General features: G+C 65.4%; 21 protein-coding genes and 1 pseudogene. 7 read left to right on the forward strand and 15 right to left on the reverse strand.

Annotation, left to right across the window (positions count from 1 at the left end):
* Positions 1-26: 26 nt before the first annotated feature.
* The 7 genes from ACSSVC_RS03520 to hflK all read right to left on the reverse strand — a co-directional run bounded on the left by ACSSVC_RS03520 (position 27) and on the right by hflK (position 8,073).
* Positions 27-845 (reverse strand): HvfC/BufC family peptide modification chaperone, encoded by an 819-nt coding sequence (locus ACSSVC_RS03520; RefSeq protein WP_492611993.1) that lies wholly within the window; start codon positions 843-845, stop codon positions 27-29.
* On the reverse strand, positions 836-1,681 hold the full coding sequence (gene bufB, locus ACSSVC_RS03525; RefSeq protein ID WP_404937951.1) for an MNIO family bufferin maturase: 846 nt from the start codon (positions 1,679-1,681) through the stop codon (positions 836-838). The genes ACSSVC_RS03520 and bufB overlap by 10 nt, the downstream gene beginning before the upstream one ends.
* Positions 1,682-1,746: 65 nt before the next feature.
* Entirely contained in the window at positions 1,747-1,998 is a 252-nt protein-coding gene (gene bufA2, locus ACSSVC_RS03530; RefSeq protein WP_123723679.1) for a BufA2 family periplasmic bufferin-type metallophore, read from the reverse strand.
* A 138-nt stretch (positions 1,999-2,136) separates the two neighbouring features.
* Positions 2,137-4,041, reverse strand: a complete 1,905-nt coding sequence (locus ACSSVC_RS03535; RefSeq protein WP_492611994.1) for a heavy metal translocating P-type ATPase — start codon at positions 4,039-4,041, stop codon at positions 2,137-2,139.
* Positions 4,038-5,096: an SPFH domain-containing protein gene (locus tag ACSSVC_RS03540; protein ID WP_492611995.1), complete on the reverse strand. Its 1,059-nt coding sequence runs from the start codon at positions 5,094-5,096 to the stop codon at positions 4,038-4,040. The genes ACSSVC_RS03535 and ACSSVC_RS03540 overlap by 4 nt, the downstream gene beginning before the upstream one ends.
* Positions 5,093-6,133: a protease modulator HflC gene (gene hflC, locus ACSSVC_RS03545; RefSeq protein WP_346634727.1), complete on the reverse strand. Its 1,041-nt coding sequence runs from the start codon at positions 6,131-6,133 to the stop codon at positions 5,093-5,095. The genes ACSSVC_RS03540 and hflC overlap by 4 nt, the downstream gene beginning before the upstream one ends.
* Positions 6,130-8,073 carry a protease modulator HflK gene (gene hflK / locus ACSSVC_RS03550; protein ID WP_492611996.1) on the reverse strand — a complete coding sequence of 648 codons (1,944 nt, stop codon included), beginning with the start codon at positions 8,071-8,073 and terminating at the stop codon, positions 6,130-6,132. The genes hflC and hflK overlap by 4 nt, the downstream gene beginning before the upstream one ends.
* Before the next feature lie 245 nt (positions 8,074-8,318).
* Between hflK and ACSSVC_RS03555 the strand changes: the two genes are divergently transcribed.
* Genes ACSSVC_RS03555 through ACSSVC_RS03580 form a run of 6 tightly spaced genes read left to right on the forward strand, consistent with a single transcriptional unit; the run spans position 8,319 to position 14,071 of the window.
* Positions 8,319-8,945, forward strand: coding sequence for a CDP-alcohol phosphatidyltransferase family protein (locus ACSSVC_RS03555; RefSeq protein WP_346634725.1), 627 nt, complete (start codon positions 8,319-8,321; stop codon positions 8,943-8,945).
* 10 nt (positions 8,946-8,955) lie between these two features.
* Positions 8,956-10,713, forward strand: a complete 1,758-nt coding sequence (locus tag ACSSVC_RS03560) for a bifunctional alpha/beta hydrolase/class I SAM-dependent methyltransferase (protein ID WP_346634724.1) — start codon at positions 8,956-8,958, stop codon at positions 10,711-10,713.
* Positions 10,713-12,059 (forward strand): phosphatase PAP2/dual specificity phosphatase family protein, encoded by a 1,347-nt coding sequence (locus tag ACSSVC_RS03565; RefSeq protein WP_492611997.1) that lies wholly within the window; start codon positions 10,713-10,715, stop codon positions 12,057-12,059. The genes ACSSVC_RS03560 and ACSSVC_RS03565 overlap by 1 nt, the downstream gene beginning before the upstream one ends.
* Complete coding sequence (locus ACSSVC_RS03570; protein WP_346634722.1) at positions 12,049-12,504, forward strand: hypothetical protein; 456 nt, start codon at positions 12,049-12,051, stop codon at positions 12,502-12,504. Before ACSSVC_RS03565 ends, ACSSVC_RS03570 begins: the two co-directional genes overlap by 11 nt.
* A 9-nt stretch (positions 12,505-12,513) precedes the next feature.
* On the forward strand, positions 12,514-13,137 hold the full coding sequence (locus tag ACSSVC_RS03575) for a lysophospholipid acyltransferase family protein (protein WP_346634721.1): 624 nt from the start codon (positions 12,514-12,516) through the stop codon (positions 13,135-13,137).
* A 1-nt stretch (position 13,138) separates the two neighbouring features.
* Positions 13,139-14,071: a phosphatidate cytidylyltransferase gene (locus ACSSVC_RS03580; RefSeq protein ID WP_102881378.1), complete on the forward strand. Its 933-nt coding sequence runs from the start codon at positions 13,139-13,141 to the stop codon at positions 14,069-14,071.
* 151 nt (positions 14,072-14,222) lie between these two features.
* Here the strand turns inward: ACSSVC_RS03580 and ACSSVC_RS03585 are convergent, their stop codons facing one another.
* The gene (locus ACSSVC_RS03585) at positions 14,223-14,696 is read right to left on the reverse strand and encodes an Lrp/AsnC family transcriptional regulator (RefSeq protein ID WP_317070746.1); all 474 of its coding nucleotides are present in this window, start codon (positions 14,694-14,696) and stop codon (positions 14,223-14,225) included.
* A gap of 132 nt (positions 14,697-14,828) precedes the next feature.
* On the opposite strand from ACSSVC_RS03585, the gene ACSSVC_RS03590 reads away from it, so the two are divergent.
* Positions 14,829-15,470, forward strand: a complete 642-nt coding sequence (locus ACSSVC_RS03590; RefSeq protein WP_492611998.1) for a LysE family translocator — start codon at positions 14,829-14,831, stop codon at positions 15,468-15,470.
* 52 nt (positions 15,471-15,522) lie between these two features.
* Here ACSSVC_RS03590 and ACSSVC_RS03595 read toward each other — a convergent pair whose 3' ends face one another.
* From ACSSVC_RS03595 to glmS, 7 genes and pseudogenes are all read right to left on the reverse strand, one after another.
* Positions 15,523-17,655, reverse strand: coding sequence for a hypothetical protein (locus tag ACSSVC_RS03595; RefSeq protein ID WP_492611999.1), 2,133 nt, complete (start codon positions 17,653-17,655; stop codon positions 15,523-15,525).
* Positions 17,642-18,844, reverse strand: a complete 1,203-nt coding sequence (locus ACSSVC_RS03600; protein ID WP_492612000.1) for a DUF3142 domain-containing protein — start codon at positions 18,842-18,844, stop codon at positions 17,642-17,644. The genes ACSSVC_RS03595 and ACSSVC_RS03600 overlap by 14 nt, the downstream gene beginning before the upstream one ends.
* A gap of 156 nt (positions 18,845-19,000) precedes the next feature.
* Positions 19,001-19,876, reverse strand: a pseudogene (locus ACSSVC_RS03605) (FAD-binding oxidoreductase); the annotation flags it as partial.
* Positions 19,877-19,901: 25 nt separating this feature from the next.
* A complete protein-coding gene (locus ACSSVC_RS03610) occupies positions 19,902-20,531 on the reverse strand; it encodes a glutathione S-transferase family protein (protein WP_404937961.1) in 630 nt (209 codons plus the stop codon).
* A gap of 126 nt (positions 20,532-20,657) precedes the next feature.
* Complete coding sequence (locus tag ACSSVC_RS03615) at positions 20,658-21,560, reverse strand: LysR family transcriptional regulator (RefSeq protein ID WP_492612001.1); 903 nt, start codon at positions 21,558-21,560, stop codon at positions 20,658-20,660.
* 70 nt (positions 21,561-21,630) lie between these two features.
* Positions 21,631-21,951: a hypothetical protein gene (locus ACSSVC_RS03620; protein WP_346634717.1), complete on the reverse strand. Its 321-nt coding sequence runs from the start codon at positions 21,949-21,951 to the stop codon at positions 21,631-21,633.
* A gap of 99 nt (positions 21,952-22,050) precedes the next feature.
* Entirely contained in the window at positions 22,051-23,883 is a 1,833-nt protein-coding gene (glmS, locus tag ACSSVC_RS03625) for a glutamine--fructose-6-phosphate transaminase (isomerizing) (protein WP_102862409.1), read from the reverse strand.
* Positions 23,884-23,885: the final 2 nt, after the last annotated feature.

A 23,885-nucleotide genomic window follows, 5' to 3' on the forward strand; every position in this document is an offset into this window, starting at 1 on the left:
AAATGAGGGTAGACCATCTTGGAAAATTAGCTGGCTATCGAATTTCCAGCGGTTTTCCAGGACTCGCGGCGTACCACCAGGCCGTCTTCGACCCACTGTTTGAGCCAGGTAACGGCCTGCAACGGGGCCCCCTCAAAGTAAGTGACGGCCAGCTCGGCACAGAGTTCCGCGAAACTCCACTGCGCCTCGATCATGCCTTGCAGGCCTCGGGCTTCTGCTACCGACAGGCTGCGATAGCGGCAGACCCGATCCACCCGCCATACCAGGCAAGGTTGCTCTTGTTCGAGTAAAGCACTCTCGGGGAAGTCCGCCTGATCCTTGACCGCACGCCACTGGGCGACGCTGTTGTAACGGCAGTCCAGCCACTGCACACAAGGGGCCAGCTGCAATTGCAGCTGCGGCCACTCTTCGGCGTCCAGGCCCGCCATGTCCGGCACCGTCAGCACCTCGGCCTCGGCAGCGTCGAAGGCCAGGGTGAACGCCCACTCCAGGCGCGCCAGTTCCGCCAGGGGCTGGCCCTGCTCCGGCACCAGATGGCCCTGGATGAATTCAGCAAAGCCCTGCCCCAACCAGCGCAGGCTGAAATGCCGGGAGGGGGATTGGCGTATATAAGCAGCGGCCAGTGACGCGAACTCCTCATCGCCGAGCCAATGCAGGATCGTCGGAAAGTCCGCCACCATGACTTCCAGCAGCCGCGCCTGGTAGGCGTTGTGGTAAATCGCCAGACCGGTGGCGACATTCAGGGTCGGCCCGCCGATCAGGCTGTTGCCCAGCAGGCTATCGGCCTGGGGCTGCTCGGCCAGCAGGTAGCGCTCAAAGGCCAGCTGCCATTCGTTCAGGCGCATTGCAGCCTCCCGGACAGCGTCCGCTGCCCCAGTGCGCGAGCCTTGTGCAGTTCGCCGAGCAGTTCGCTCAACGGTGGAAAATGATCGTCACGTTCCAGCAAGGTCGCGACCGGCCCAAGGTGTTGCAGGGTGCGCTGGTACAGCTCCCAGACCGGATCGCACACCGGCTGGTCATGGGTATCGATCACATAGTCGCCATGATCCTGATGCCCGGCCAGGTGCAATTGCCGCACCCGTTGCGCCGGCAGCCCCTGGATGAACTGCCAGGGATCGAAACCGTGATTGCGCGAACTGACGTAGACGTTATTCACGTCCAGCAACAGCTCGCAGCCACTGAGCTGGCTCAAGGCGGCCAGAAACTCCCACTCGCTGAACTGATCCGCCGCAGCCCGTACATAGCTGGAGACGTTCTCCAGCACCAAGGGACGCTCCAGCACCTCCTGCACCTGGCGCACCCGGCCTGCCACGTATTCCAGGCTTTCCTCGGTGTAGGGCAAGGGCAGCAGATCGTGCAACTGATGAGCGTTGCCCCGGCTCCAGCACAGGTGATCGGAGACCCAGGCCGGACCGACCCGCCGGGCCAACTGTTTGAGTTGCTTGAGGTAGTCCAGGTCCAGGGCATGGGGGCCACCAATGGACAACGACACCCCGTGCATCACGATGGGGTAGCGCTCGGCAATGGCGTCCAGGTAATAGAGAGCCTTGCCGCCTTCGACCATGAAGTTCTCGGACACCACTTCAAACCAGTCGACGTCCGGCGCTTCATCGAGAATCTGCTGATAGTAGGCACTGCGCAAACCCAGGCCGTAGCCCAGACAGGAAGAATGGTCAGACATCGCGAACTCCTCGCAAAGTAGCCGCAGTGGTCGTCAGCCCCACTGCGGCAGCACGGATTCGCCGCTTACTCGCCGACTTTGCCGCCGGCCTTTTCGCACGCCGACTGGGTCATGGCCTTGAAGCCCTGGCCTTTGCAGGCGCCCATGCCCTTGCAGGCGTGGTCCTTGGTCTTGCAGTCGTTCTGGCCTTTGCAGCCGTTGACGCCGTAACAATGAACCTGGGCATCGGCCGCCGACACCTGAGTGGCAACACCGGCAAACAGCGTAGCGGCAGCGAAAGCCAGGGCAGCACCGGCAGCGGTTTTCTTCATGTTCATGTTTTGTTCCTCAATAGTCGCAGGGGGAGACGGGAGGCGTGTGCAATCCCGTCATAGCACTAGAGAGAGGAGCCATCCCGGCGTTACAGCCGGGATGAAAAATATCTGCGCAGCCGGGTTTTGCCGGCAAACCGGCGCCTACAGCTTCAACAGCGGTTCCTGGAACCGCAGCAGACGTCCGGCATTGCCCAGCACCAATAGCGTACTGAGGTTATGCAGCAGCGCCGCGATCATCGCCCCCGCCGCCCCCAGCCAGCCAAAGGCGGCAAAGGCGACGATGGCCAAAGTCCAGCCCAGGCCGATGATCACATTGACCTGCAACGTCCGCCGGCACTCGCGGCTCAAGCGCACACAGGTGCCCAGGCGCCGCAGGTCGCTGCCGATCAGCACCACATCCGCCGATGCCAGGGCGATGTCCGCACCACCGGCGCCCATGGCCACCCCCACGACCCCGGCTTTCAGTGCCAGGGAATCGTTGATGCCGTCCCCCACCACCATCGGCCGGAACCCCTTGTCGATCTCCCCCAGCACGCGCTTGAGCTTGTCTTCCGGCAAGGCCTGGGCCTCGACATCACTGATGCCCACCTCCAGAGCCAAGCTGTCCGCCACGCTCTGGCGGTCGCCGGTCAGCAGCAACTGACGACCCAGCCCCAGTTCGCGCAACTCCTCCAGCGCTTGATGGGCCTCGGGTTTGACGCTGTCCGCCAGCAGCAGCCAGCCGAGAAACTCGCCATTGAGCGCCAGGCCGGCAATCGGCCCGTCATGGCTGGGCACCGCGCCGGTAGTGATCCGCAACTGAGCGAACAGCTCCGGTCGGCCCAATGCCGCCTCACCTTCTGCGGTGCGCGCCACCACCCCCAGGCCCTGACGCTCATGGATGTCGCTCAACGGCCATTGCGCCTCCTGGGGCACCAGCCCCGCCAAAGCCCGGCTCACCGGGTGACTGCTGGCGGAGCCCAGGCTGGCGGCAAGACTGAGCATGCCCAGCTGATCGTCCAGGGGGCTGTCGATGGCCTGCAGGCGCAAGGTGCCGAAGGTCAGGGTGCCGGTCTTGTCCACCACCAGGGAGGTCAGGTCCGCCAGCTCTTCGAGGAACGCCGAGCTGCGGATCAGAATGCCGTGGCGTGCGGCCACGGCGATCCCGGCGATGGCGGTGGCCGGAGCCGACAGCACCAGAGCACAGGGACACGCCGCCACCAGCACCGCGAGCATGGCCTGGGCATCGTTGGTGATGAACCAGGTCACCGCCGCCAACAGCAGCACCAGCACCAGATAGCTGCCGGCATAACGCTCCAGCAAACGGGTGATGGGCGGCTTGGCCCGTTCGGCGCTTTGCATCAGGGCGATCACTTTGCCCAGGGTCGACTCTTCGCCCGTGCGGGTCACTTGCAACCGCAGCAAGCCATCGAGGTTGATCGCCCCGCCAAACACCTGCATGCCCACTGAAGCTTCCAAGGGCACCGACTCGCCAGTGATCGGCGCCGTGTCCAGGCTTGCCTGGCCGGAGATCACCAGGCCATCGGCGGGCACCCGATCACCGGCGCGCACCTCCACCCGATCCCCGGCCTTGAGGCTGGCGTTGTCCACCTCCAGCACGCTGCCATCGGCCTGGACCCGACGCGCCAGGCTGCGGGTCAATCGGCCCAGAGCATCGATGGCTTCCTGGGAGCCAATCACACTGCGCTCCTCCAGCACGTGGCCGAAGATCATGATGATCGGCAACAAGGCGGCGGTCAGCAGATCACCGGTGGCCCAGGCGCCGAGCATGGCCAGGGCGATCAATTGGTCGGTGATGCCGTGCAGGCTGGGGTAACGCAGGCTGAACCAGGCCGAACGCATCACCGGCACGGCCACCAGCAGCGAGGCCACGCCCAGCAGCAATTGGCTGACGCCCACCTGCTCCGGGGCCAGCCAGCGCCACACCAGGCCAAGACCCAGCAACCCCAGGGCCAGCATGGCCAGGGTCAGTTGGCGCGCGGCGCTGCGTTGCTCGGCGCTGGTCAGCATGCTCGCGGGGGCCGCAGCCGGGGTAGAAGCAGTCATTGTTCGGCTCCCTGAATGATCAGGCGGGAATCGTCTTTAGGGTTGACCGTGGTCACCGAGCCGGCCTGGCCGAGAATCTTCGGCAAGCGCTCGCGGTAGATGCGCAGGAGCATTTGCGGATCGGTGCCATCGCGTTGGGCTTGGGCGAGGCTCTGCACCGTGGCGGTCTGGGCTTGGGCCAGGGCCAGTCGTTCACTGGCTTGGGCATGGGCCACTTGCAGGCTGCGGTCAGCTTGCTCATTGGCGCCCTGGGTCAGTTTCTCCGCCTCGGTACGGGCATTGGCCACCGCCTTGTCGGCTTGCTGGCTGGCGGTCAACACCGCATTGAAGGCACTCACTGCCGGGCCGGGCAGGCTCGACTGCACATCCACCCGCGTCACTTCGACACCCATTCCCTGGCCACTGGCGGTGAGGTCCGCCAGGCGCTGATTGATGCCTTGCAGCAAATCGCCCCGCAGCCGTTCACGACGTTCAGCAGCTTGATTGTCACTGCCGATCAATTCCGGACGGGCCACCAGAATGGTGTCCAGATCCCGACCGGCAGTCAGGGCCAGGGCACTGCGGGTCACCAGGCGATCCAGGGCCGGCAGCACATGTTCGCCCTGTAACACATAGGCGTAAGGCTCGCTGACCTTGTAGAACACCCGCACATCCAACTGCACCACCCCGGCGTCACCGGTGAGCAGGTAACCCGATCCGGCCAGAGCATCGTTCAAGGGGGTGGCCAGCGTGGCCACCCGGTCCCCTTCCAGAGCGGCGTCGGAACGCAACAAGCCTTCAATCCGGCGCTCTAAAACCCGATCGGCTGCCGGCAGCAATACCACCTGTTCAAAAGGACGGGGCCAGGCCAGCAGCAACCCAGCGTCCTGCACGCGCTGCAACGCGCCAAAGTGCAGGACCAGTGCCCGATTCTGCGGATCGATTTGCCGCACGTTGGAGAATGCCCACACCACCGCAGCCACTACCGTAACCGCGTACAGAGCGATAAATGCCAGACGACCGGCCTGAATCCACGGGCTACTGAGTTCATTTGTTCCACGTGGAACCTTACTCATGGTTGCGATCCGGATGCTTTGTTCGGCAGGCTCGGCGGGCCATCCACCAGCACCCGGAACGGCGCCGCGTCGGTGCGCAGGATCAGTTTGGTGCCCGGAGTGACCACGGTTCCCAGGGTGTCCAGGGAACGCAGCAGGTTATACAGCTGGGGTGAACTGGCGTAGGCGCGACCGTAAATCTGCGCCGCTTCCACCCGGGATTGCGCTTCGATGTCCGCAGCCCTCACCGTGGCATCGGCTTGGACAATTCGCGCGTCGCGTTCAGCGGCAGAGCGGATCTGCGCCGCTTCGCGCTTGCCGATGGCGGTACGTTCAGTGGCGATGGTTTCCCGCTCGGCGCGCATGCGGTCCACGGTGGCGGTCAGTGTCACCGACGGCAGGGTCAGACGCTCGATGCCCACCTGCACCACTCGCACGCCGTAAGTGGCCAACAATTGCTGGTCGATCTGTTTGCGCAGTTGCGCTTCAAAATCGGCAATCCGCACCTTGCCGGCATCGGTGTTCACCAGATCGGCCAGATCGAAACTGCTGGCGGTGGTTTCCAGGGCCGAGCCGACAAAGGTGCGAATCTGCCGCGCCGCTTCGTCGGGCTGGTTCTGCACAGCGCGCATAAAGCGCTGCACGTTGTCCGGATCGCCCTGTACCCGCCACGCCACATACGCCTGGACGATGATGCGCAAACCGTCGCGGGTGCCCACATCCTGCAAACCGCTGGAGGTGGTGCGCAGGCGCAGATCCACCGCAATCGCCGCCTCGAAAGGCGCCGGCCAGCGCCAACTCAGGCCCGGCTCCAGCAGCACTCGCGCCGGGTTGCCAAAGCGGGTGATCACCGTGGCCTCGCCCGAGCGCACTTGCACCAGGCTGGCGGCTGCCACGGCAAACAGCACCAGCAGCAACGCCCAGCCCATGCGCCGCCAGGGAAAAGGCCCCGCCTCGGCCGGCGCACCCTGATGATGGTGGTGATGCCCGTGATGGTGATGATGGCCATGCCCATGGTCGTGAGCGGCGTGATCGTGAGAGTGAGAAGACTGGCTCAATGGACGGCTCCTGGCTGAGCGGCGTTACGCGGCGCCAACGGGTCGGCCGGCAAGGTAAATGTACGCAGGTCGAGGGTCGGCGCGCTGTCGCCCCCCAAACGGTGATCGAGGATCAGCAATCTGGCCCGGCTCAGGCCCTGGCTCAGTTGGCTCAAGTACTGCTCCAGGACGAAGGCCTGCCCTGCGCTGGCATAGGCTTTTTGCTCGGCAGCAAAACGCAGGTCGGCGGCCTCGGCGGTGGCCTGCACTTCCCGGGCAGCGGCCCGGGCCTTGTCGCTGACAACGCTGGCCTGCAACTGCGCCTGGTTGGTCTGTTCGGCGGCGGCGCCGCGCTCCCGGGAAATCAGCGCCTGGGCGCCAATCTGTGCCGCTTGCACGCTGTGGTAAGCGTTGGCGGCGCCGGCCGGCGGATGAATGGCCTCCACCACCGTGGCGAGAATCTCCACGCCACTGTCGAGCCTGGCCAGATCGGTCTGCACGGCCCTGCCGATGTCGTCCGCCAACGCCGTGCGATCCGCGCCCAGCAAACCGTCGAGGGTGCGCGAAGCAAAGTCGTGCACCAGTACCCGGCTGGCGGTGCTGCGAATCAGGGTCGGCACATCGCTGCTGTTATAGGTGGCGGCCAATGCCGCCTGATCGTCCAGGCCGATGCGATAGACGAAGCGCACGTCCATGTTGACGATCTGGAAGCTCTGTTGCTGGGCGCTACCACTGGCAATCACCTGGGATTTGTCATTCACATGGCTGGCGTCCCACAGGCGATTGGCAATCGAGGGGGCGGGGCCTTCGGCCGAGGCCGGCTGCAGCGGTTGCGGGCTCTCGGCAACGCTGGTGGCCAGCTCGTGAACCACCCCGTTTTCCACACTCAAGACCCGCCCCAAAGGCCAGGGCAGCCCCACATGCAAGCCGGGACCGAAGACTTCGACCGGCTTGCCAAAGCGCTCGTAAATGCCGCGATTTTGCATCGATAACTCATGAACACCGGTCAACAGCCAACCCACCAGCAGCACCAGGGCCAATACCGGGGCGAAGGCCCGGCGCATATAGGCAAAGGCCCAGATCTGCCGCAAGTCGATGCCGAACCGGTTGTGCAATTCGTGTTGCAGGCTGAGCAGGGGCTGGGGCGGCCAACGCAACATATCGGCGATAAAACTGTGGGCCAGCAAGCGCGGCTCAAGCTGTTCCCGCTGGGGGCTGAACAGCGACAACAGTGCGCGCAACAGCAGTTCACCCGCCACCAGCGCCGGCAGCACGCCGATCAATACCGCCAGGCGCGCCGGCCACAGCGCCGTCTCACTGCTGAACAACAGGCACAGGGCACTGACCAGCAAACACACAATGGCCACCCGCAGCAGTTGCGCCAGGGCCGCGGCTTCCGGCCACGCCCCTGAGTGTTCCTGAGCCAACTGACGCTCCAGCACCAGCAGGGCGAAGGCCAGCAGCAACCCCAGCACCGCCGCGACACTGGCACTCAAACCCAGGCCCGCGGCCGGCAACGCCAGGTTGAACACCTGCACCACGCTGAAGAGGATCAGCAGCGACCAGCCGGCGAGCCACAAGGTCGGTGCACCGATCTGCTGCAACACGCGGCGCCAGCGCACAGCCAGGGCTGCCGAGAGTCCTTCGTGCGGCGGCTCTGTAGTCGGTGGCGCCAGCGCCGGTGAAGGGTTGATCGCCTCTTCCCGCCAGCGACTGACCCAGCAGGCCGATTGCAGGCCTGCCACCGCCACCAGCAAGGCACAGGACAGGTTCACCAACACCGCCGGCCAGATCGTCAGCGCCGCGAACAGGTCGACAAACACCGCCGACACCAGCCCCAGCACCGCCAGCCCGAGCAAGACCGTCCCCCAGCGCTGTAGTCGACCGGCGTGGAACGCCGCCCGCTGAAACCGTGGCAAGGTCGCCACTTCGGCCCCTTGCGTCTCAAGATCGACTTGCATACCACCCCGCCGCTCTAGTCCGGCCCTGTGGATAAATCCGCGGCCGAAGAAAATCGAAATAATTCGTTACTTTATAACGCAGCAGGTGAAATTTTTGTCGCACTCCATGCCTTTTCATCCGGTGCGTGCGTCGTAGACACAGAGACAGCTGTTTGATCTGTGCAAAAACTTCTGATGTCAGCCCCCTGGCATTTAAGGCAATAATCCAGCCCTGCTCACCGCGTGCGACAAGGAACCGTCCCATCATGCTCTCGATTTACCAGCTCAAACCGCGCTTTCAGAACTTGCTGCGGCCGTTGGTGCAGCGCTTGTACGACAACGGCACCACGGCCAACCAGATCACCGTGCTGGCCGCCGTCATCTCGTTGCTGGTGGGCGCCCTGATCGCCCTGTTCGCCAGCCACACCTGGCTCTTCGTCCTGATCCCCCTGTGGATGATCCTGCGCATGGCGCTGAACGCCATCGACGGCATGCTGGCCCGGGAATTCGGCCAGCAATCGCGCCTGGGCGCCTACCTCAATGAACTCTGCGACGTGATCGCCGACAGCGCCCTGATCCTGCCTTTCGCCCTGCTCCCCGGCGTCAGCCTGCTGCTGGTGCTGGCGGTGACCCTGCTGGCGCTGTTCAGCGAATACGCCGGAGTGCTCGGGCCGATGGTTGGGGCCTCGCGGCGCTACGACGGCCCCATGGGCAAAAGCGACCGGGCCTTCATCCTCGGCGTGCTGGCCACCGGCATCGCCCTGGGCTGGCTCAGCGCCCTGTGGATAAACGGCGTGCTGGCGCTGGTCGCCGCACTGCTGGTCTACACCCTGATCAATCGGGTCCGCCAGGGCCTCAAAGAAGAAGTTCAGCACAACGCTCCCTCTGCATAAGGAAATGGTAATGCGCGACGCTCAACACCAGACGTTCCGGACCCATGACGGCGTCGAACTGTTTTACCGCCACTGGCCGGCCACTGAAGTGGTCCCTGGCGAACCGCGTCAGGCGGTGATGCTGTTCCATCGCGGTCACGAACACTCCGGGCGCATTGCCCATCTGGTGGACGAGCTGAACCTGCCGCAGTTCGACTTCTTCGCCTGGGACGCTCGCGGCCACGGCCAATCGCCGGGCGCCCGGGGCGACAGCCCGAGCTTCGCCACCAGCGTGCGTGACGTGCAGACCTTCTGCGACCACCTGGGCAGCGCTCACCAGATCGACGAAGAAAACATCGCCGTGGTGGCCCAGAGCGTTGGCGCGGTGATCGCCTCCACCTGGGTCCACGACTACGCCCCAAGGATTCGCTCCCTGGTGCTGGCGTCCCCGGCGTTCAAGGTCAAGCTGTACGTACCTTTCGCCCGCCCCGGCCTGGCCCTGATGCGGCGTTTTCGCGGCAACTTCTTCGTCAACAGCTACGTCAAGGCGCGCTTCTTGAGCCACGACCCGGAACGGGTCCACAGCTACGACGCCGACCCGCTGATCACCAAGGCCATCTCGGTCAACGTGCTGCTGGGCCTGTATGAAGCCGCCGACCGGGTAGTGGCCGACGCCCAGGCCATCCAGGTGCCGACCCAATTGCTGATCTCCGGCTCGGACTTCGTGGTGCACCGCAAGCCCCAGGAGCAGTTCTTCGAACGCCTGGGCAGCCTGCACAAGGAAAAACACATCCTTCCTGGCTTCTTCCACGACACCCTGGGGGAAAAGAACCGGGCGCCGGCCATGGCCAGCATCCGCCGCTTCATCCTGCAGAACTTCGCACGCCCGCTGAACCGCCCTGCCCTGCTGGATGCCGACCGCCTGGGCGTGACATGCGCCGAATCCGAGGCCCTGGCCGCGCCACTGCCCCACAACTCCCTGCGCGACCTGTACTGGCGCGCCACCCGCGCCAGCATGCGCCTGGGCAGCCAGCTGTCGGCGGGGGTCAAGCTGGGCTTCGACACCGGCTTCGACTCCGGCAGCACCCTGGACTACGTCTACCGCAACCAGCCCACCGGGCACTCCGCCCTGGGTCGGATGATCGACCAGAACTACCTGAACTCCATCGGCTGGCGCGGCATTCGCCAGCGCAAGCTGCACGTGGAAGAGCTGCTGCGCCAGGCCATGGAAAAGCTCCGTGAGCAGGACAGCGCAGTACGCATCGTCGACATCGCCGCCGGCCATGGCCGCTATATCCTCGAAGCCCTGCAGGGGGTCAGCCCGCTGCCGGAGTCGATCCTGCTGCGCGACTACAGCGACATCAACGTGCGCGACGGCAGTGCCCTGATCCAGGAGAAAGGCCTGGGTGACATTGCCCGCTTCGTCAAAGGCAACGCCTTCGACCGCGAGGACCTCGCCGCCCTTGATCCCAAGCCGACCCTGGCGGTGGTCTCCGGGCTCTATGAACTGTTCGCCGACAACCAGATGGTCGGCGGCTCCCTGGCCGGCCTGGCCAGCGCCGTGGAACCCGGCGGCTACCTGGTGTACACCGGCCAGCCGTGGCACCCGCAACTGGAACTGATCGCTCGCGCCCTGACCAGCCACCGCGAAGGCCAGGCCTGGGTCATGCGCCGCCGGACTCAGGCGGAAATGGATCAGTTAGTGGAGGCCGCAGGCTTTCGCAAGATCACCATGCGGGTGGATGAATGGGGGATCTTCAGCGTGTCCCTGGCGCAACGGGTGCAATGATGGCCGCTGGCGCCTTGCCGGCGCGGGAGTCGGGCCTGCTCAAGCCCGCGGTGCTCTGGCTGCTGTTGCTGGCACCGTTGTTCTTCAGCACCTACGGCTTCGCCACCTGGGTCACTGCCCAGCGCGACGACGTCGGCAGCCTGGTCTTCGACTGGGAGCGGCACATGCCGTTCTGGGCCTGGACCATCGTGCCCTACTGGTCCATCGACCTGCTCTACGGCTTCTCCCTGCTGCTGCCCCGCAGCCGGGACGAGCTCAAGCGCCACGCCCTGCGCCTGCTCACCGCCCAGGTGATCGCGGTCAGTTGCTTCCTGCTCTGGCCGCTGCGCTTCACCTTCCCCCGGCCGGAGCTGGACGGGGTTTTCGGCTGGCTGTTCGAGGTGCTGGCCGGCTTCGACAAACCCTTCAACCAGGCCCCTTCCCTGCACATCGCCCTGCTGGTGGTGCTCTGGGTCTGCTACGCACGGCATAGCCAGGGCTTCTGGCGCTGGCTGGTGCATGGCTGGTTCGGGTTGATCGGGGTTTCGGTACTCACCACTTATCAACACCACTTTGTCGATGTGCCCACCGGCGCCCTGGCCGGTTGGCTGTGCGTCTGGCTGTGGCCGCTGGATCGCCCCAGCCCGCTGTTCAGCGCACAACGAGCCCAAGACCCGCGGCGCCGTCAGCTGGCCTGGCGCTACGGCCTGGGAGCGGCGCTGTTGGCGCTGGCCGCCTTCAGCTGGGGCGGCACCGGGCTGTGGCTGATCTGGCCTGCGGTGGCCCTGCTGCTGGTGGCCCTGAACTACGGGCTGCTGGGCGCCGCAGGGTTCCAGAAGCGCGAGGACGGACGCCTGAGCCCGGCCGCCCGCTGGTTGCTGGCGCCCTATCTGGCGGCGGCCTGGATCAACTCACGGCTGTGGACAAAAAAACATCCACAACCGGATCAGGTTGTGGATAACGTCTGGCTCGGCCGCCTGCCAACCCCGGCACAGCTCAAGGACAGCCCGTTTGTCGCGGTGCTCGACCTGTGCGCCGAACTGTCCCTAGACAGCCGTGGCCTGCAGGGCTACCAGAGCCTGCCGGTGCTGGATCTGTGCGCTCCGAGCCCGGAGCAGTGCCTGGCCGCGGCGCAAGCCGTTGAACGCCTGCGCCAGCAAGGCCCGCTGCTGGTGTGCTGCGCCCTCGGCTATTCCCGCAGTGCCACGGCCATTGCCGCCTGGCTGCTGCACAGCGGCCGCGCCGCCACGGTGGACGCGGCCGTGGTGCAGATCCAGCGGGCACGCCCGCAGATCGTCCTGCAAGCGGCCCATCGGCAGGCACTGGAAACCCTGATCCGCGCCAAGAGGCCGGCCCATGTCCAGTGAGATGCAGCTGTACAGCGTCGCCAGTCTGCTGCGTCGGGGCCGGGCCCTGGATCAGTTATCCACAGGCCTGACCCTGCTGGGTGCCCTGTATGGCCTGGGCCAGTACCTGCTGGCCAGTGTCAGCCTGGGGGGCCTGATCGTCAGCCTCGCCCTGGTGCTGCTGGGGCTGGTGGAAAAGTACCTGGCGCTGCGGGTGGCCTTCGACGCTGACCTGTTTCAACGAGTGGCCGATGCGCCTGTGCCCCTTGAACACAGCACCCAGGCCCTGGATCAGGCCCTGAGTGCGCTCGGCCTGCAGCCTGCGCAGCGTGGCGGCCGGCCCTGGAACGAACGCAGCCGCGGTGCCCTTGGCCTGCTGCGCCGCCAGGCGTTGCTGCTGGCGGCACAAGTGCTGGTGCTGTTGAGCTTGATCCTGGCCAGCCCCTGGCTGACCTTCGCCGGATAAGGAATGCCCATGTTCGAACCCCTGGTTGCCAATCTCATCACCTCCGCCGCCCGTAGCATCACTGGCGCCCGTAGCCTGTGGCTCGGCTCGACACCCCAGCCGGTGCAACGGATGTACTTCGCCAACCACAGCAGCCACGGCGACTTCGTGCTGCTCTGGGCCTCGTTGCCACCGGCCCTGCGCAAGCTGACCCGGCCCGTGGCCGGTGCCGACTACTGGCAGAAAAGCGGCCTGCGCCGCTACATCATCAACCGGGTGTTCCATGGGGTGCTGATCGACCGCGAGCGCAAGGAGGCTGTGGATAACAATCCCTTGCAGCCGATGCTCGATGCCCTGGAGAACGGCGACTCGCTGATCATCTTCCCGGAGGGCACGCGCAATCCGGAGGACGGCCTGCTGCCGTTCAAGAGCGGGATCTATCACCTGGCCAAACGTTATCCACAGGTGGAAGTGATTCCCGTGTGGATCGACAACCTCAATCGGGTCATGCCCAAGGGTCGCTTCCTGCCCCTGCCGCTGCTGTGCACCACACGCTTTGGTGCACCGCTGACCCTGGAAGAGGATGAAAGCAAGGAACACTTCCTCGAACGCAGCCGCGCCGCGCTGCTGGCCATGGCTCCGGAGCACAGCTGAAATGGATAAGCAGACCCTGATGTTGTTCGGCGGCATCGGCGCCATTCTGGTGCTGGCCTCGCTGATCGGTTTCATCCTCAAGTGGCGCACCCGCGGCGCGCCCAACCCGGTGATCGACAACCTCAATGCGCGAATCAATGCCTGGTGGGTGATGGTGCTGGTGATCGGCATCGCCTTCTGGCTCGGCACGGCAGCGGTGATCCTGCTGTTCTACGCGGTGTCGTTCTACGCCCTGCGCGAGTTCCTCACCCTGACCCCGACCCGGCGCAGCGACTACCCGGCCCTGGTGGCAGCCTTCTACCTGGCCCTGCCCCTGCAGTACCTGCTGATCTACTCCGACTGGTACGGACTGTTCTCGATCTTCATCCCGGTCTATGTATTCCTCCTGCTGCCGATCCTGGCGTCCCTGGGGGGCGACAGCACGCACTTTCTGGAACGGGCCTCCAAGGTCCAGTGGGGGCTGATGATCGCGGTGTTCTGCGTGTCTTTCGTGCCGGCCCTGCTGACCCTGGACATCGCCGGCTACGAAGGCCGCAACCTGCTGCTGATCGCCTATCTGGTGATCGTGGTGCAGCTCTCGGATGTGCTGCAGTACGTCTGTGGAAAACTCTTCGGCAAACGCAAGATCGCCCCCAACCTGTCGCCGTCCAAGACTGTCGAGGGCTTTGTCGGCGGCATCCTCCTGGCGTCCTTGATCGGCGGCGCGCTGTTCTGGATCACCCCGTTCAACATCTGGCAGTCGTTCCTGATCGCCCTGCTGATCAACCTCCTGGGTTTTGCCGGCGGCATCGTCATGTCGGCGATCAAGCGCGATCGCGGGGTCAAGGACTGGGGGCACATGATCGAGGGCCACGGCGGCATGCTCGATCGCCTGGACTCGGTGTGCTTCGCCGCGCCGATCTTCTTCCACCTCGTGCGCTACTGGTGGACCTGACCCACCGTGGCGAGCGAGCTTGCTCGCGCTGGGCTGCAACGCAGCCCCAAAACCTGCCAGCACTGAGTGCCTGACACACTGCGTAGCCTGGTTCTGCGCCCGCTGCGCGCCGGCCGACCGAGCGGGAAAGCTCCCTCGCCACAACAGCCCCTCAGTTGGGCAGGTGCCCCAATGGCAGGGGGCCCGGGGTTTTCACCGTGTGAATCGCGAAGTTGCTGCGGATATCGCTGACCCCGGGGATCTTCAGCAAGTGGCCGGTCAGGAAGCGGTCGTAACCGCGCAGGTCCGGGACCACCACCTGCAGCAGGAAATCCGATTCGCCGGACACCAGGAACGCCGAGATCACCTCCGGCAACTGCAACACCGCCTGGCGGAAGGCTTCGGCCTCGGCGTCGTTGTGCCGCTCCACCTTGACCCCGACGAACACCGTCAGCCCCAACCCCACTTCATCCCGGTCCAGGGTCGCCTGATAGCCACGGATCACCCCGGCCTCCTCCAGCATCCGCACCCGGCGCAAACAGGGTGACGGCGACAGACCGATTTCCTCCGCCAACTGCACATTGCTCAGGCGGCCGTCGCGCTGCAGGGCGGCGAGGATCTTGCGGTCGTAGGCATCGAGTTTCATGTTTGGCATATCTGCAGGGTCAGTCCATTGAAAGTTGGAAGATTATGCCAATTTCCACTGTCTTGCTGGTTGATTACGCAAGCACCTGCTCGCCCCTGCGGCTCTAAACTGGGCGCACCGACTCGACAACGAATGGGGTGCAAGGTGGCGCAACTGTGGATGTATTTCCTGGCTCTGGCGGTGGTCTACCTGCTGCCCGGGCCCGACATGATCCTGCTGCTGCAGACCGGAGCCCGCCAGGGCAAGGCCCAGGCGCTGGCCACGGCCCTGGGGCTGGCTGTCTCCCGCGGCTGCCATGTGGCCCTGGCCGCCCTGGGCCTGGCGGCGCTGTTCAAGGCCGCGCCCTGGACCTTCGATGTGGTGCGCCTGGCGGGCGCCGCCTACCTGCTGTGGATCGGTATCCAGTGCCTGCGGGCCAACCTGTTGCCCAACCTCGACAGCGCCAGCACGGCGGCCACGCCCCTGCGCTGGCGCCAGGCGATCCAGCGCGGCCTGCTGACCAACCTGCTGAACCCCAAGGCGCTGCTGTTCTGCTCGGTGCTGCTGCCGCAATTCATCGATCCCCTGGCCGGCGCGGTAGTCCCCCAATTCGTCACTCTGGGTGTGCTGCTGGTGGCGGTGGGCGGACTGTTCGACTGCTGCTACGCCCTGGCCGGTGCCGGGCTGGGCCGCTGGATGCAGCGCAGCCCCTCGGCCCAGCGCTTGCAGCAATGGCTGTTCGGCAGCCTGCTGATCGGCTTTGCCTTGCGCCTGACCTTCGTCCAGCAGGCCTGAGCCCAGCCCCACCTCAGTGGCGCGCGCGCCACTGAAAGCTCCCGAGGCACCATCAGGCCGTTCGGCGTCGGCGCCACAGCAGGTAGGCGCCAGCCAGCAGGACGCCAGCGCCACCGGCCGCTGCCAGCTTGTGCTGCACCAGGGCCGAACGGGATGCGTCCAGCCACTGGGTCAGGTAGCGCTTGTTGGCGCTGGCGAAGTCCGGCTCCTGGCAATTCATACCAAAGTTGCCGGCCCATTCCACAAAGGGACCGTTTTTCACGTAGCGCTGGTAGTAGGCGATCTCGGCATCGCTGCCACGGGTCCAGCGCGCCGCCTTGCACAGCACCGCGGCATAGGCCTGGCTGGTGTGAGGCAGGAAGTCCGCAGCCTGGTTGCCCAGTTCTCCGGCCAGGTAGCGGTAGTGGTAACGCACGTCGGGCTCGGCGCTGGTGGCTTGCTGACGCTGCACTTCGTCGGCACTGATAAAGGGCCCGACCTGCACCGGTGGGACCTCCAGGCTGTAAGCGCCCCAGAGGCTGTGGTAGTCCGGGCCCATTTCGTAACCCAGGATCTCCATCCCCGAGGCACGGGCCAGCTTGCCGGCCTGGTAATAGGCCTCCGCCCGGCGTGTGGGCAGCCAGGCCGACTCGGCACTGCGCCGGTATTCGCCGTAAGCCTTGGCGATGGCCTTGCGCTCCGGGCTGTCGAAGTAGCCCCAACCCTCTTCGTAGCGGCCTTCGCGCAGCAGGCGGCGACCCAGCACTTCACGCAGCTGGGCGGCGAGCGGCAGGCTCTCGTAGTAGGAGTATTCCGGCTTGGGCGTCGGCGGCGGCGCCGGTACCTGGGTATCGATGAATTGCTTGAGTTCATCCAGGGTCAGCACCCGCTCCGCCACCGTGGCCGCGTCGTGCCAGTAGATCTCGCCACTGCGGTAGAGCAGCTCGAACGCCTGCACATAGTCGCCCCGATCCAGGGCCAGCAGGGCGCTTTCGCCTTCTACCCGGCAACCGGGCTTGAGGTCTTCATAGTTACCGTCATAGTCGCCGCGAAAGCCCCAGCTCTCGTCTCGGGGAAAGGCGCCGGCAGCCTTGGCATAAGCCGCGGCGGCGGCGACCTTGTCGCCATCACGCAGGGCCATCTTGGCCCGCAGCCACCAGGCCAGGCCGCCATCGTCGGCATGCTCGAGCAACTGCTTGGCGGTGGTGAAATCGCCATTCTGGTAATTCAGTGCCGCCAGCCGGTCGGCGTTGTCGAAGCTGCCCGCAGTGCCCTGGCTCAGCAGCTTGATCAGTTTCACCTCGGACTCGGGCCGCTCGCCAAAGGACCAGGCCTGGTGCGAGATCAACGAGGCGGTGAGCAAGCGGGCTACGGAAGGATGCTTGAGCTGCTCCAGCAATTGCGCGGCTGGCAGGCCACTCAGTTCGCCCACCACCTGCTTCAGTGAGCTGTAGCCGACGTCCGAACCCAGCTGGTTCTGGATGGCATACAGATCGATGGCCTGGCTCCAGTCGTTCTGATCCTTGAGGATGCGGGCCTCCTCTCCCAGGCTGGCGACGCCCAGGCTCAGGGGGTCGCTGAAGGCGTCGATGCTCAGCTGACGGGTCTGGGCGAATGCTTGGCGCGCCGCCTGTCGCATGTCGCTCCGACCCTGGTCGTCCAGCTCGTTGGCTTGCTCGCTGATAAAGGACAGAGCCCGCCCCAGGGAATAGGCAGCCCAGGTGCTGCGCAAGGCACGCTGCTCGGCGGGCAGCGCCAGCACCTTGCGGAAATACTCCGCCGCCAGCTCATGATCCCCGGCGCTGAAAGCCACGGCGCCCGCGGTGTAGAGGTTGATTTCCAGCGGCAAGCTGGCCCCTTGTTGCTCCGCCACGCGTGCGTCGTTGAGCTTGCGCAACTGGCCGACCAGGGTTTGCTGAGCCTGATCCAGCCCTTGCTGTTCGGCCCAGTTACGCTCTTGCACCGAGTAGCTGTCAGGCAGGCTGTAATCGGCACTGAAGCCGTTGTCGGCGACCGGCATGAGCCCGGCGATGGGCTGACCCAGGCGGCTGATTTCGAACTGGAAACTGCCTTCGGGCAACTGCGCAAGAGTCTGTGGACGGTCGTTCAGCAGGCGCATGGGGAAAGACGGTCCGCAGGCCAGGGCCGGAGCCAGGGGCAGGCACAGGCTCAGGCACAGCAGGTGACGGGATCTAGGGACGAACATGCGCAGCTCCTTGGTCAATTTTTGTACAGCGGGCCCAGCCCACGGCGCGGCTGGCGCCTGCGGCCAGGCGGCCGGTCTGTTGGCGGGTCAACAGCAGTTGGCCGTCGCGCAGCTGTGCGGAATAACCGCCCAGCCCGTCGAATCCGTCGCATTGGGCAACGGCCAGGGTCAGTTGTTCAGGCAGGGGCCGATCGAGGTTGCCCGCGTTGCTCAAGCGGATATCCACGAGGCCGTCCTGCTCCTCCAGGCGGATGTCCAGCCGGCCGGCCAGGACGTCTCCCCGGGCCACCGCCCGCAGGGTGTCCAGGCTCCAGGCCCGCAGATCGCCCTTGAGAGGCAGGCGAAACCAGATCAGGCCGGCCAGATGCGGCGGCGGGTCGTTGCGCAAGGTCCTGGCCAACTGGCTCAGTTGCTCGGGGGCGGCCATCAGCTCCTGGCGCTGACCGCTTCGTCGCAGCGGCGCCTCGCTTTCCACCAGGGGCGCGCCTTCGGTACCGGGGAGCAAGGCGACGCCATAGGCGGGCAAGGCCAGATAGAAGGGTTTGTCGCTGACGCGCGCCCAACGCCTGGCCCATTGCTCGGCTTGTTGCGGATCGAACAGGCCGTGCCGAGGATCACTCACGGCGTGCACCTGCAGCACGCTGCTATCGACCTTGGCCAGCAGGCCCGGCAACTCGCGACTGTCGAGCCAGGCCGGCAAGGCGGTGATGCTCAGGGCCAGTTGGCTCGGTAGCACAGCCCGCAAGCGCTCAAGCAGCGTGGCGTAGGCGGGCAATCGCGCGGTGCCGGCATCGTGGTCGATCTCGATCCCGGCCAGGGTCAGGCCCTGCTCCTGCCAGTGCGCCAGCAGTTGCTGGACCTGACGGATGATCTCGTCCTGATCCAGGGACGGCAGTTGCCCATCGAGGCGGATCACCGCAATCAGCGGACGAGCATCCTGCTTGAGCAAGGCGGCGTCGATCCGCGCGCGGCTCCAGCCGGCCTGTGGAAAAGCCTGCAGGGCCAGGACCCGGACGGTGGAAAAGTCGGCCCGCGAGCCTGCCAGGGCGTCGGCGTGGGCCGGAGTCCACTGGCGTTGCCAGATGTAGAGTTGTTGATCCAGGGGGGGAGCGTCTTGGTTGCGGCAGGCGCTGAGCAGCACCGGGCAGAGCAATAACGCGAAGAGGCGGAGCAAGACCCGGGGCAGCATGAATCGTTGATTCCCTTTAACGCAACACAGCCCTGGCATGCCGGGCGCTCTGCAGATGATCAGCCTTGAGATCGCGCCAGCCTACGCAGGGCCGAGGCTGGCGGCAATCGCTGGCGAGCGATTTTTTCTGCAGGCGCCCAAGGCCCGTTACAAGCCCCGCAGGGACAGGGCAGCCGGCCGCCGCACCAGCCGCTCCACGGTAAAGCGCCACACGCGCTCGGCCCCCTGGAAGGTGTGGACCAGCGGGCCGTCGAAGATGATCTCGGTGCGCCCACTGAGTTGCAGCAACTCGCCACTGTGAAAGTCGATGAACAGCAAACCCGCCCGGGGATTGAGCAGCAGGTTGCCCAGGGTATTGAAGTGCAGGTTGCCGGCGAAATCCGGGATGATCAGGCAGTTGCCTTCGACCCGAACGAACCCGGCCGGGCCGCCACGATGGGAGACATCCACCGCACGCTGGCCTTGCACATCGACATAGCTGGCGACGAAGAAGGTATCGACGGCGCCGATCAGGGCCCGGGCCGCCGGGTCCAGATCCTGCCGGTGCTGAGCCGGGCGGCTGGCCGGATCGCTCAAGGGCACCCGCTGCAGATCGCGCAACTGGATGTAGCGCGGGCAGTTGCCGAACGACTGCTGCACCCTGACGCCAAAGCCCCGGCTATCGAGCCCGCCGATGCGGCCGTTGAGACGATTGCGTCGCCGGGTATGCAGCTCGATCCCCAACAGGCCCACAGCCGCGCCTTCCTGCAACTGCAGCGGATCATCGGCGGCCGGCAGGCTGTCGAGGCGCAACAGGGTGGCTTGCGGGGCCCAGGCAAAACCGGGCGGACCTTCAAGCAGGCTCGCCCAGGGATCGCCCTGGGCATCCACCGCGCCCACCAGGATGAACGGCAGTTGCCCGTAGAACTGCTGGTGCTGCTCGGGCATGGCCGGGCGAATGACTTTGGCGCCGAAGGCCTCCATGCGCTCGGCCACCCCTGCCTGGATCTGCAGTTGCCGTTCCCCGGCATGCCAAGGTGAATGGGTGCTCATGTGGCGGCCTCCGCTGAGTGGTTCTTCAGGCGCTTTTCAAACCCGCCGCCGTGGATGGCATGGGGACAAAGCCGGGCAAGGCTTCGATACGCTCCAGCCAGGCCCGTACATGGGGGTAATCGGCCAGGGACACATTGCCCTCCGGAGCGTGGGCGATGTAGCTGTAGCCCGCGACATCGGCGATGGTCGCCTGCTGCCCCACCAGGAAGGGCCGGCTGGCCAGCTCCTGGTCCATGACTTTGAGCAGCACATGGGAACGGGCGATGACTTCCTCGGCATTAAAGGAGGCACCAAACACCGTGATCAGCCGCGCAGCTGCCGGCCCGAAGGCAATCGGCCCCGCCGCCACCGACAGCCAGCGCTGTACCTGGGCTGCCCCCTCCGGGTCGGTGGGCAACCAGCGGCCACGACCGTAGCGTTGCGCCAGATACACCAGGATCGCATTGGAGTCCGCCACCACCACGCCCTGGTCATCGATCACCGGCACCTGGCCAAAGGGGTTGAGGGCCAGGAAATCCGCCTGCTTGTGAGCGCCCTTGGCCAGGTCGACAAAGATGGTTTCGCTGGGCAGGTCCAGCAGGGACAGCATCAGCTCGACCCGATGGGCATGCCCGGAACGGGGAAAGTTGTAGAACTTGATGGGCAGCAGGGACATGGTGGACTCCGCGAGCAGGAGCGCGGTCGAAGTGCCGCGCTGGGAGCCCCATCTTGATCCCTGGGGAAAAACAACAGAATCACCAGAAATCGCAATCCATCATTTCATCCAACGCAATAACGCTGATCAAGGATTGAGCGATGGATGCTCACGCAGGGCCTGCACGGCGAAGTCGACGAAGCTACGCACCCGCGCCGGTGCCTTGCGCCCGCCCTGGTACACCACATGGATCGGCAAGGGCGCCAGCTCGAAGGCCTGGAGGACAATTTCCAACTGCCCGGCCGCGACCTGGTCGGCGACCTGATAGGACAGCACCCGGGTCAGGCCCAACCCCAGACAGGCAGCGCTGATGGCCGCCTGGTTGGCACTCACCAGCAAGCGCGGCTCGGGACGAATGCTCAAGGGCCGACCGCCATCGTTGAACTGCCAGTTACGCGCCTGGCCGACGGACGACGGTGCGATCACTGGCGCCTGGCGCAGGTCATCGGGATGCTGGGGACGTCCATGGACGGCAAGAAACTCCGGCGCGGCGCAGACGACGCGGCGCACCTCGCCGACTCGGACGCTGTGCTGGCCGCTGTCGGGCAACTCGCCAATGCGTATCGCCACGTCGATCCCCTCCTCCACCATGCTCGCCACCCGGTCCAGCAGCAGCGCGTTGACGCTGACCTGTGGATAACGTTGCAGGTAGCGCACCAGCAGCGGGGTGACGAAAAGGTCACCGAACAACAGCGGCGCGGTCAGGGTCAGTTGGCCCCGGGGCTGGGCATGGATGCCGGCGGCCGAAGCCTCGGCGTCCTGGACCTCGGCCAAAATGCGCCGGCAATCCTCCAGGTAGCCTTGCCCGGCTTCACTCAAGTGCACGCTGCGGGTGGTACGGATCAACAACTGAGTGCCGATGCGCTGCTCCAGCGCGGCGACGGCTCGGGTCACGCTGGCGGCCGACAGGCTCAGGCGCCGGGCGGCAGCAGCGAAGCCCTGCTCCTGAGCGACGCAAACGAACACCTGCATTTCCTGGAACCTGTCCATGCCCTACCTCAGCTGCCGGCGCCTGCCCGGTGAGCGCCGCGAGCCAGCAGCATAATCCAGGGGCCTGGCTTCAGGGGATACACCAGGTGCCGACGTCATGCCGATCGAATCCCGGGCACGGGTTGTTCTTGGCAATCAGCCGGTAGGGCTGATCTTCGGCGTAGGAAAAATAGAAGTAGTAATGCCGATCTTCCCCGTACAACCAATAGGAAGAAGAACCCTGATTAATCAGGGTCGGTTCAAAGGTCCAGATGGAGGATTCGGCGGGAATGAAGTTGGCCCGGTCCTTCAGCAGCAACAGGCTGTTGGACAGCACCGGGGTCAGCCCGCCCAGCAGCAGGACAAGCAGCATCAGGACAATCGTCCATCCATGAATCAAGCGCAGCTTCATAGGTTTTCCACAGCTCAATAAAAAAGCCCCGGCCTGTGCACAAGCCGGGACTTTCTGGGGGATGGGTTCACAGCCGCCCGGCGGACCGCTGTGGATAACTCACTCCACCGTCACCGACTTGGCCAGGTTGCGCGGCTGGTCGACGTCGGTGCCCTTGAGCACGGCGACGTAGTAGGACAGCAACTGCAGCGGGATGGTGTAGAGGATCGGCGAGAGGATGTCGTGGATGTGCGGCATCTGGATCACGTGGGTGCCTTCGCCATTGGTCATGCCGGCTTGTTCGTCGGCAAACACGATCAGCTCGCCGCCACGGGCACGCACTTCCTGAAGGTTGGATTTGAGTTTTTCCAACAGCTCGTTGTTCGGCGCCACGGTGACCACCGGCATGTCGTTATCCACAAGCGCCAGCGGACCGTGCTTGAGCTCACCAGCCGGGTAGGCTTCGGCGTGGATGTAGGAGATCTCCTTGAGCTTGAGCGAGCCTTCCATTGCCACCGGGTACTGGGCGCCACGGCCGAGGAACAGGGTGTGGTGCTTGTCGGCAAACAGCTCGGCGGTCTTCTCCACCACACCGTCCATGGCCAGGGCTTCGCCCAGGCGGATCGGCAGGCGGCGCAGTTCTTCCACCAGCTCGGCTTCGACGCCGGCGGCCAGGGTGCCACGTACCTGACCCAGGGACAGGGTCAGCAACAGCAGGCCCACCAGTTGGGTGGTGAAGGCCTTGGTGGAGGCCACGCCGATTTCGCGACCGGCCTGGGTCAGCAGGGTCAGGTCGGACTCACGCACCAGGGAGCTGATGCCGACGTTGCAGATGGCCAGGCTGGCGAGGAAGCCCAATTCCTTGGCATTGCGCAGGGCGGCCAGGGTGTCGGCGGTTTCGCCGGACTGGGAGATGGTCACGAACAGGGTGTCGGGCTGCACCACCACCTTGCGGTAGCGGAACTCACTGGCCACTTCCACCTGGCACGGAATACCGGCCAGTTCTTCCAGCCAGTAACGGGCGACCATGCCGGCGTGATAGCTGGTGCCACAGGCGACGATCTGTACATTGCGCACCTTGGCGAACAGCTCGGCGGCTTGTGGACCGAAGGCCTGGACCAACACCTGATTGGCGCTCAGGCGACCTTCCAGGGTGCGCTGTACCACGGAAGGTTGTTCGTGGATTTCCTTGAGCATGAAGTGACGGAACTCGCCCTTCTCCGCTGCTTCGGCGCCGTCGCGGTACTGCACCGCTTCACGCTCGACGGCCTGGCCGTCGATGTCCCAGATCTGCACGCTGTCGCGGCGGATCTCGGCGATGTCGCCCTCTTCCAGGTACATGAAGCGGTCGGTGACCTGGCGCAGGGCCAGTTGGTCGGAGGCGAGGAAGTTTTCCCCCAGGCCCAGACCGATCACCAGCGGGCTGCCGCTGCGGGCTGCCACCAGGCGATCCGGCTGGCTGGCGCTGATCACGGCCAGGCCATAGGCGCCGTGCAGTTCCTTGACCGTGGCCTTGAGAGCCACTGTGAGGTCGCCCAGGTCCTTGAGTTTGTGGTTCAGCAGGTGGGCGATGACTTCGGTGTCGGTGTCCGAGGTGAACGCGTAGCCCAGGGCGCTGAGCTGCGCGCGCAGGGCTTCGTGGTTCTCGATGATGCCGTTGTGCACGATCGCCAGGTCGCCGGAGAAATGCGGGTGGGCGTTACGCTCGCACGGGGCGCCGTGGGTGGCCCAGCGGGTGTGGGCGATGCCCAGACGGCCGACCAGCGGCTCGCTGGCCAGGGCCTGTTCCAGTTCGCTGACCTTGCCCGGGCGCCGCATGCGCTCAAGCTTGCCGGCGTTGGTGTAGACCGCTACACCGGCGCTGTCGTAGCCGCGGTATTCGAGGCGCTTGAGGCCTTCCAGCAAAATGGCGGTGATATTGCGTTCAGCAACGGCGCCAACAATTCCACACATGG

The sequence above is a fragment of the Pseudomonas sp. E1BtOHC1 genome, from assembly GCF_058744285.1.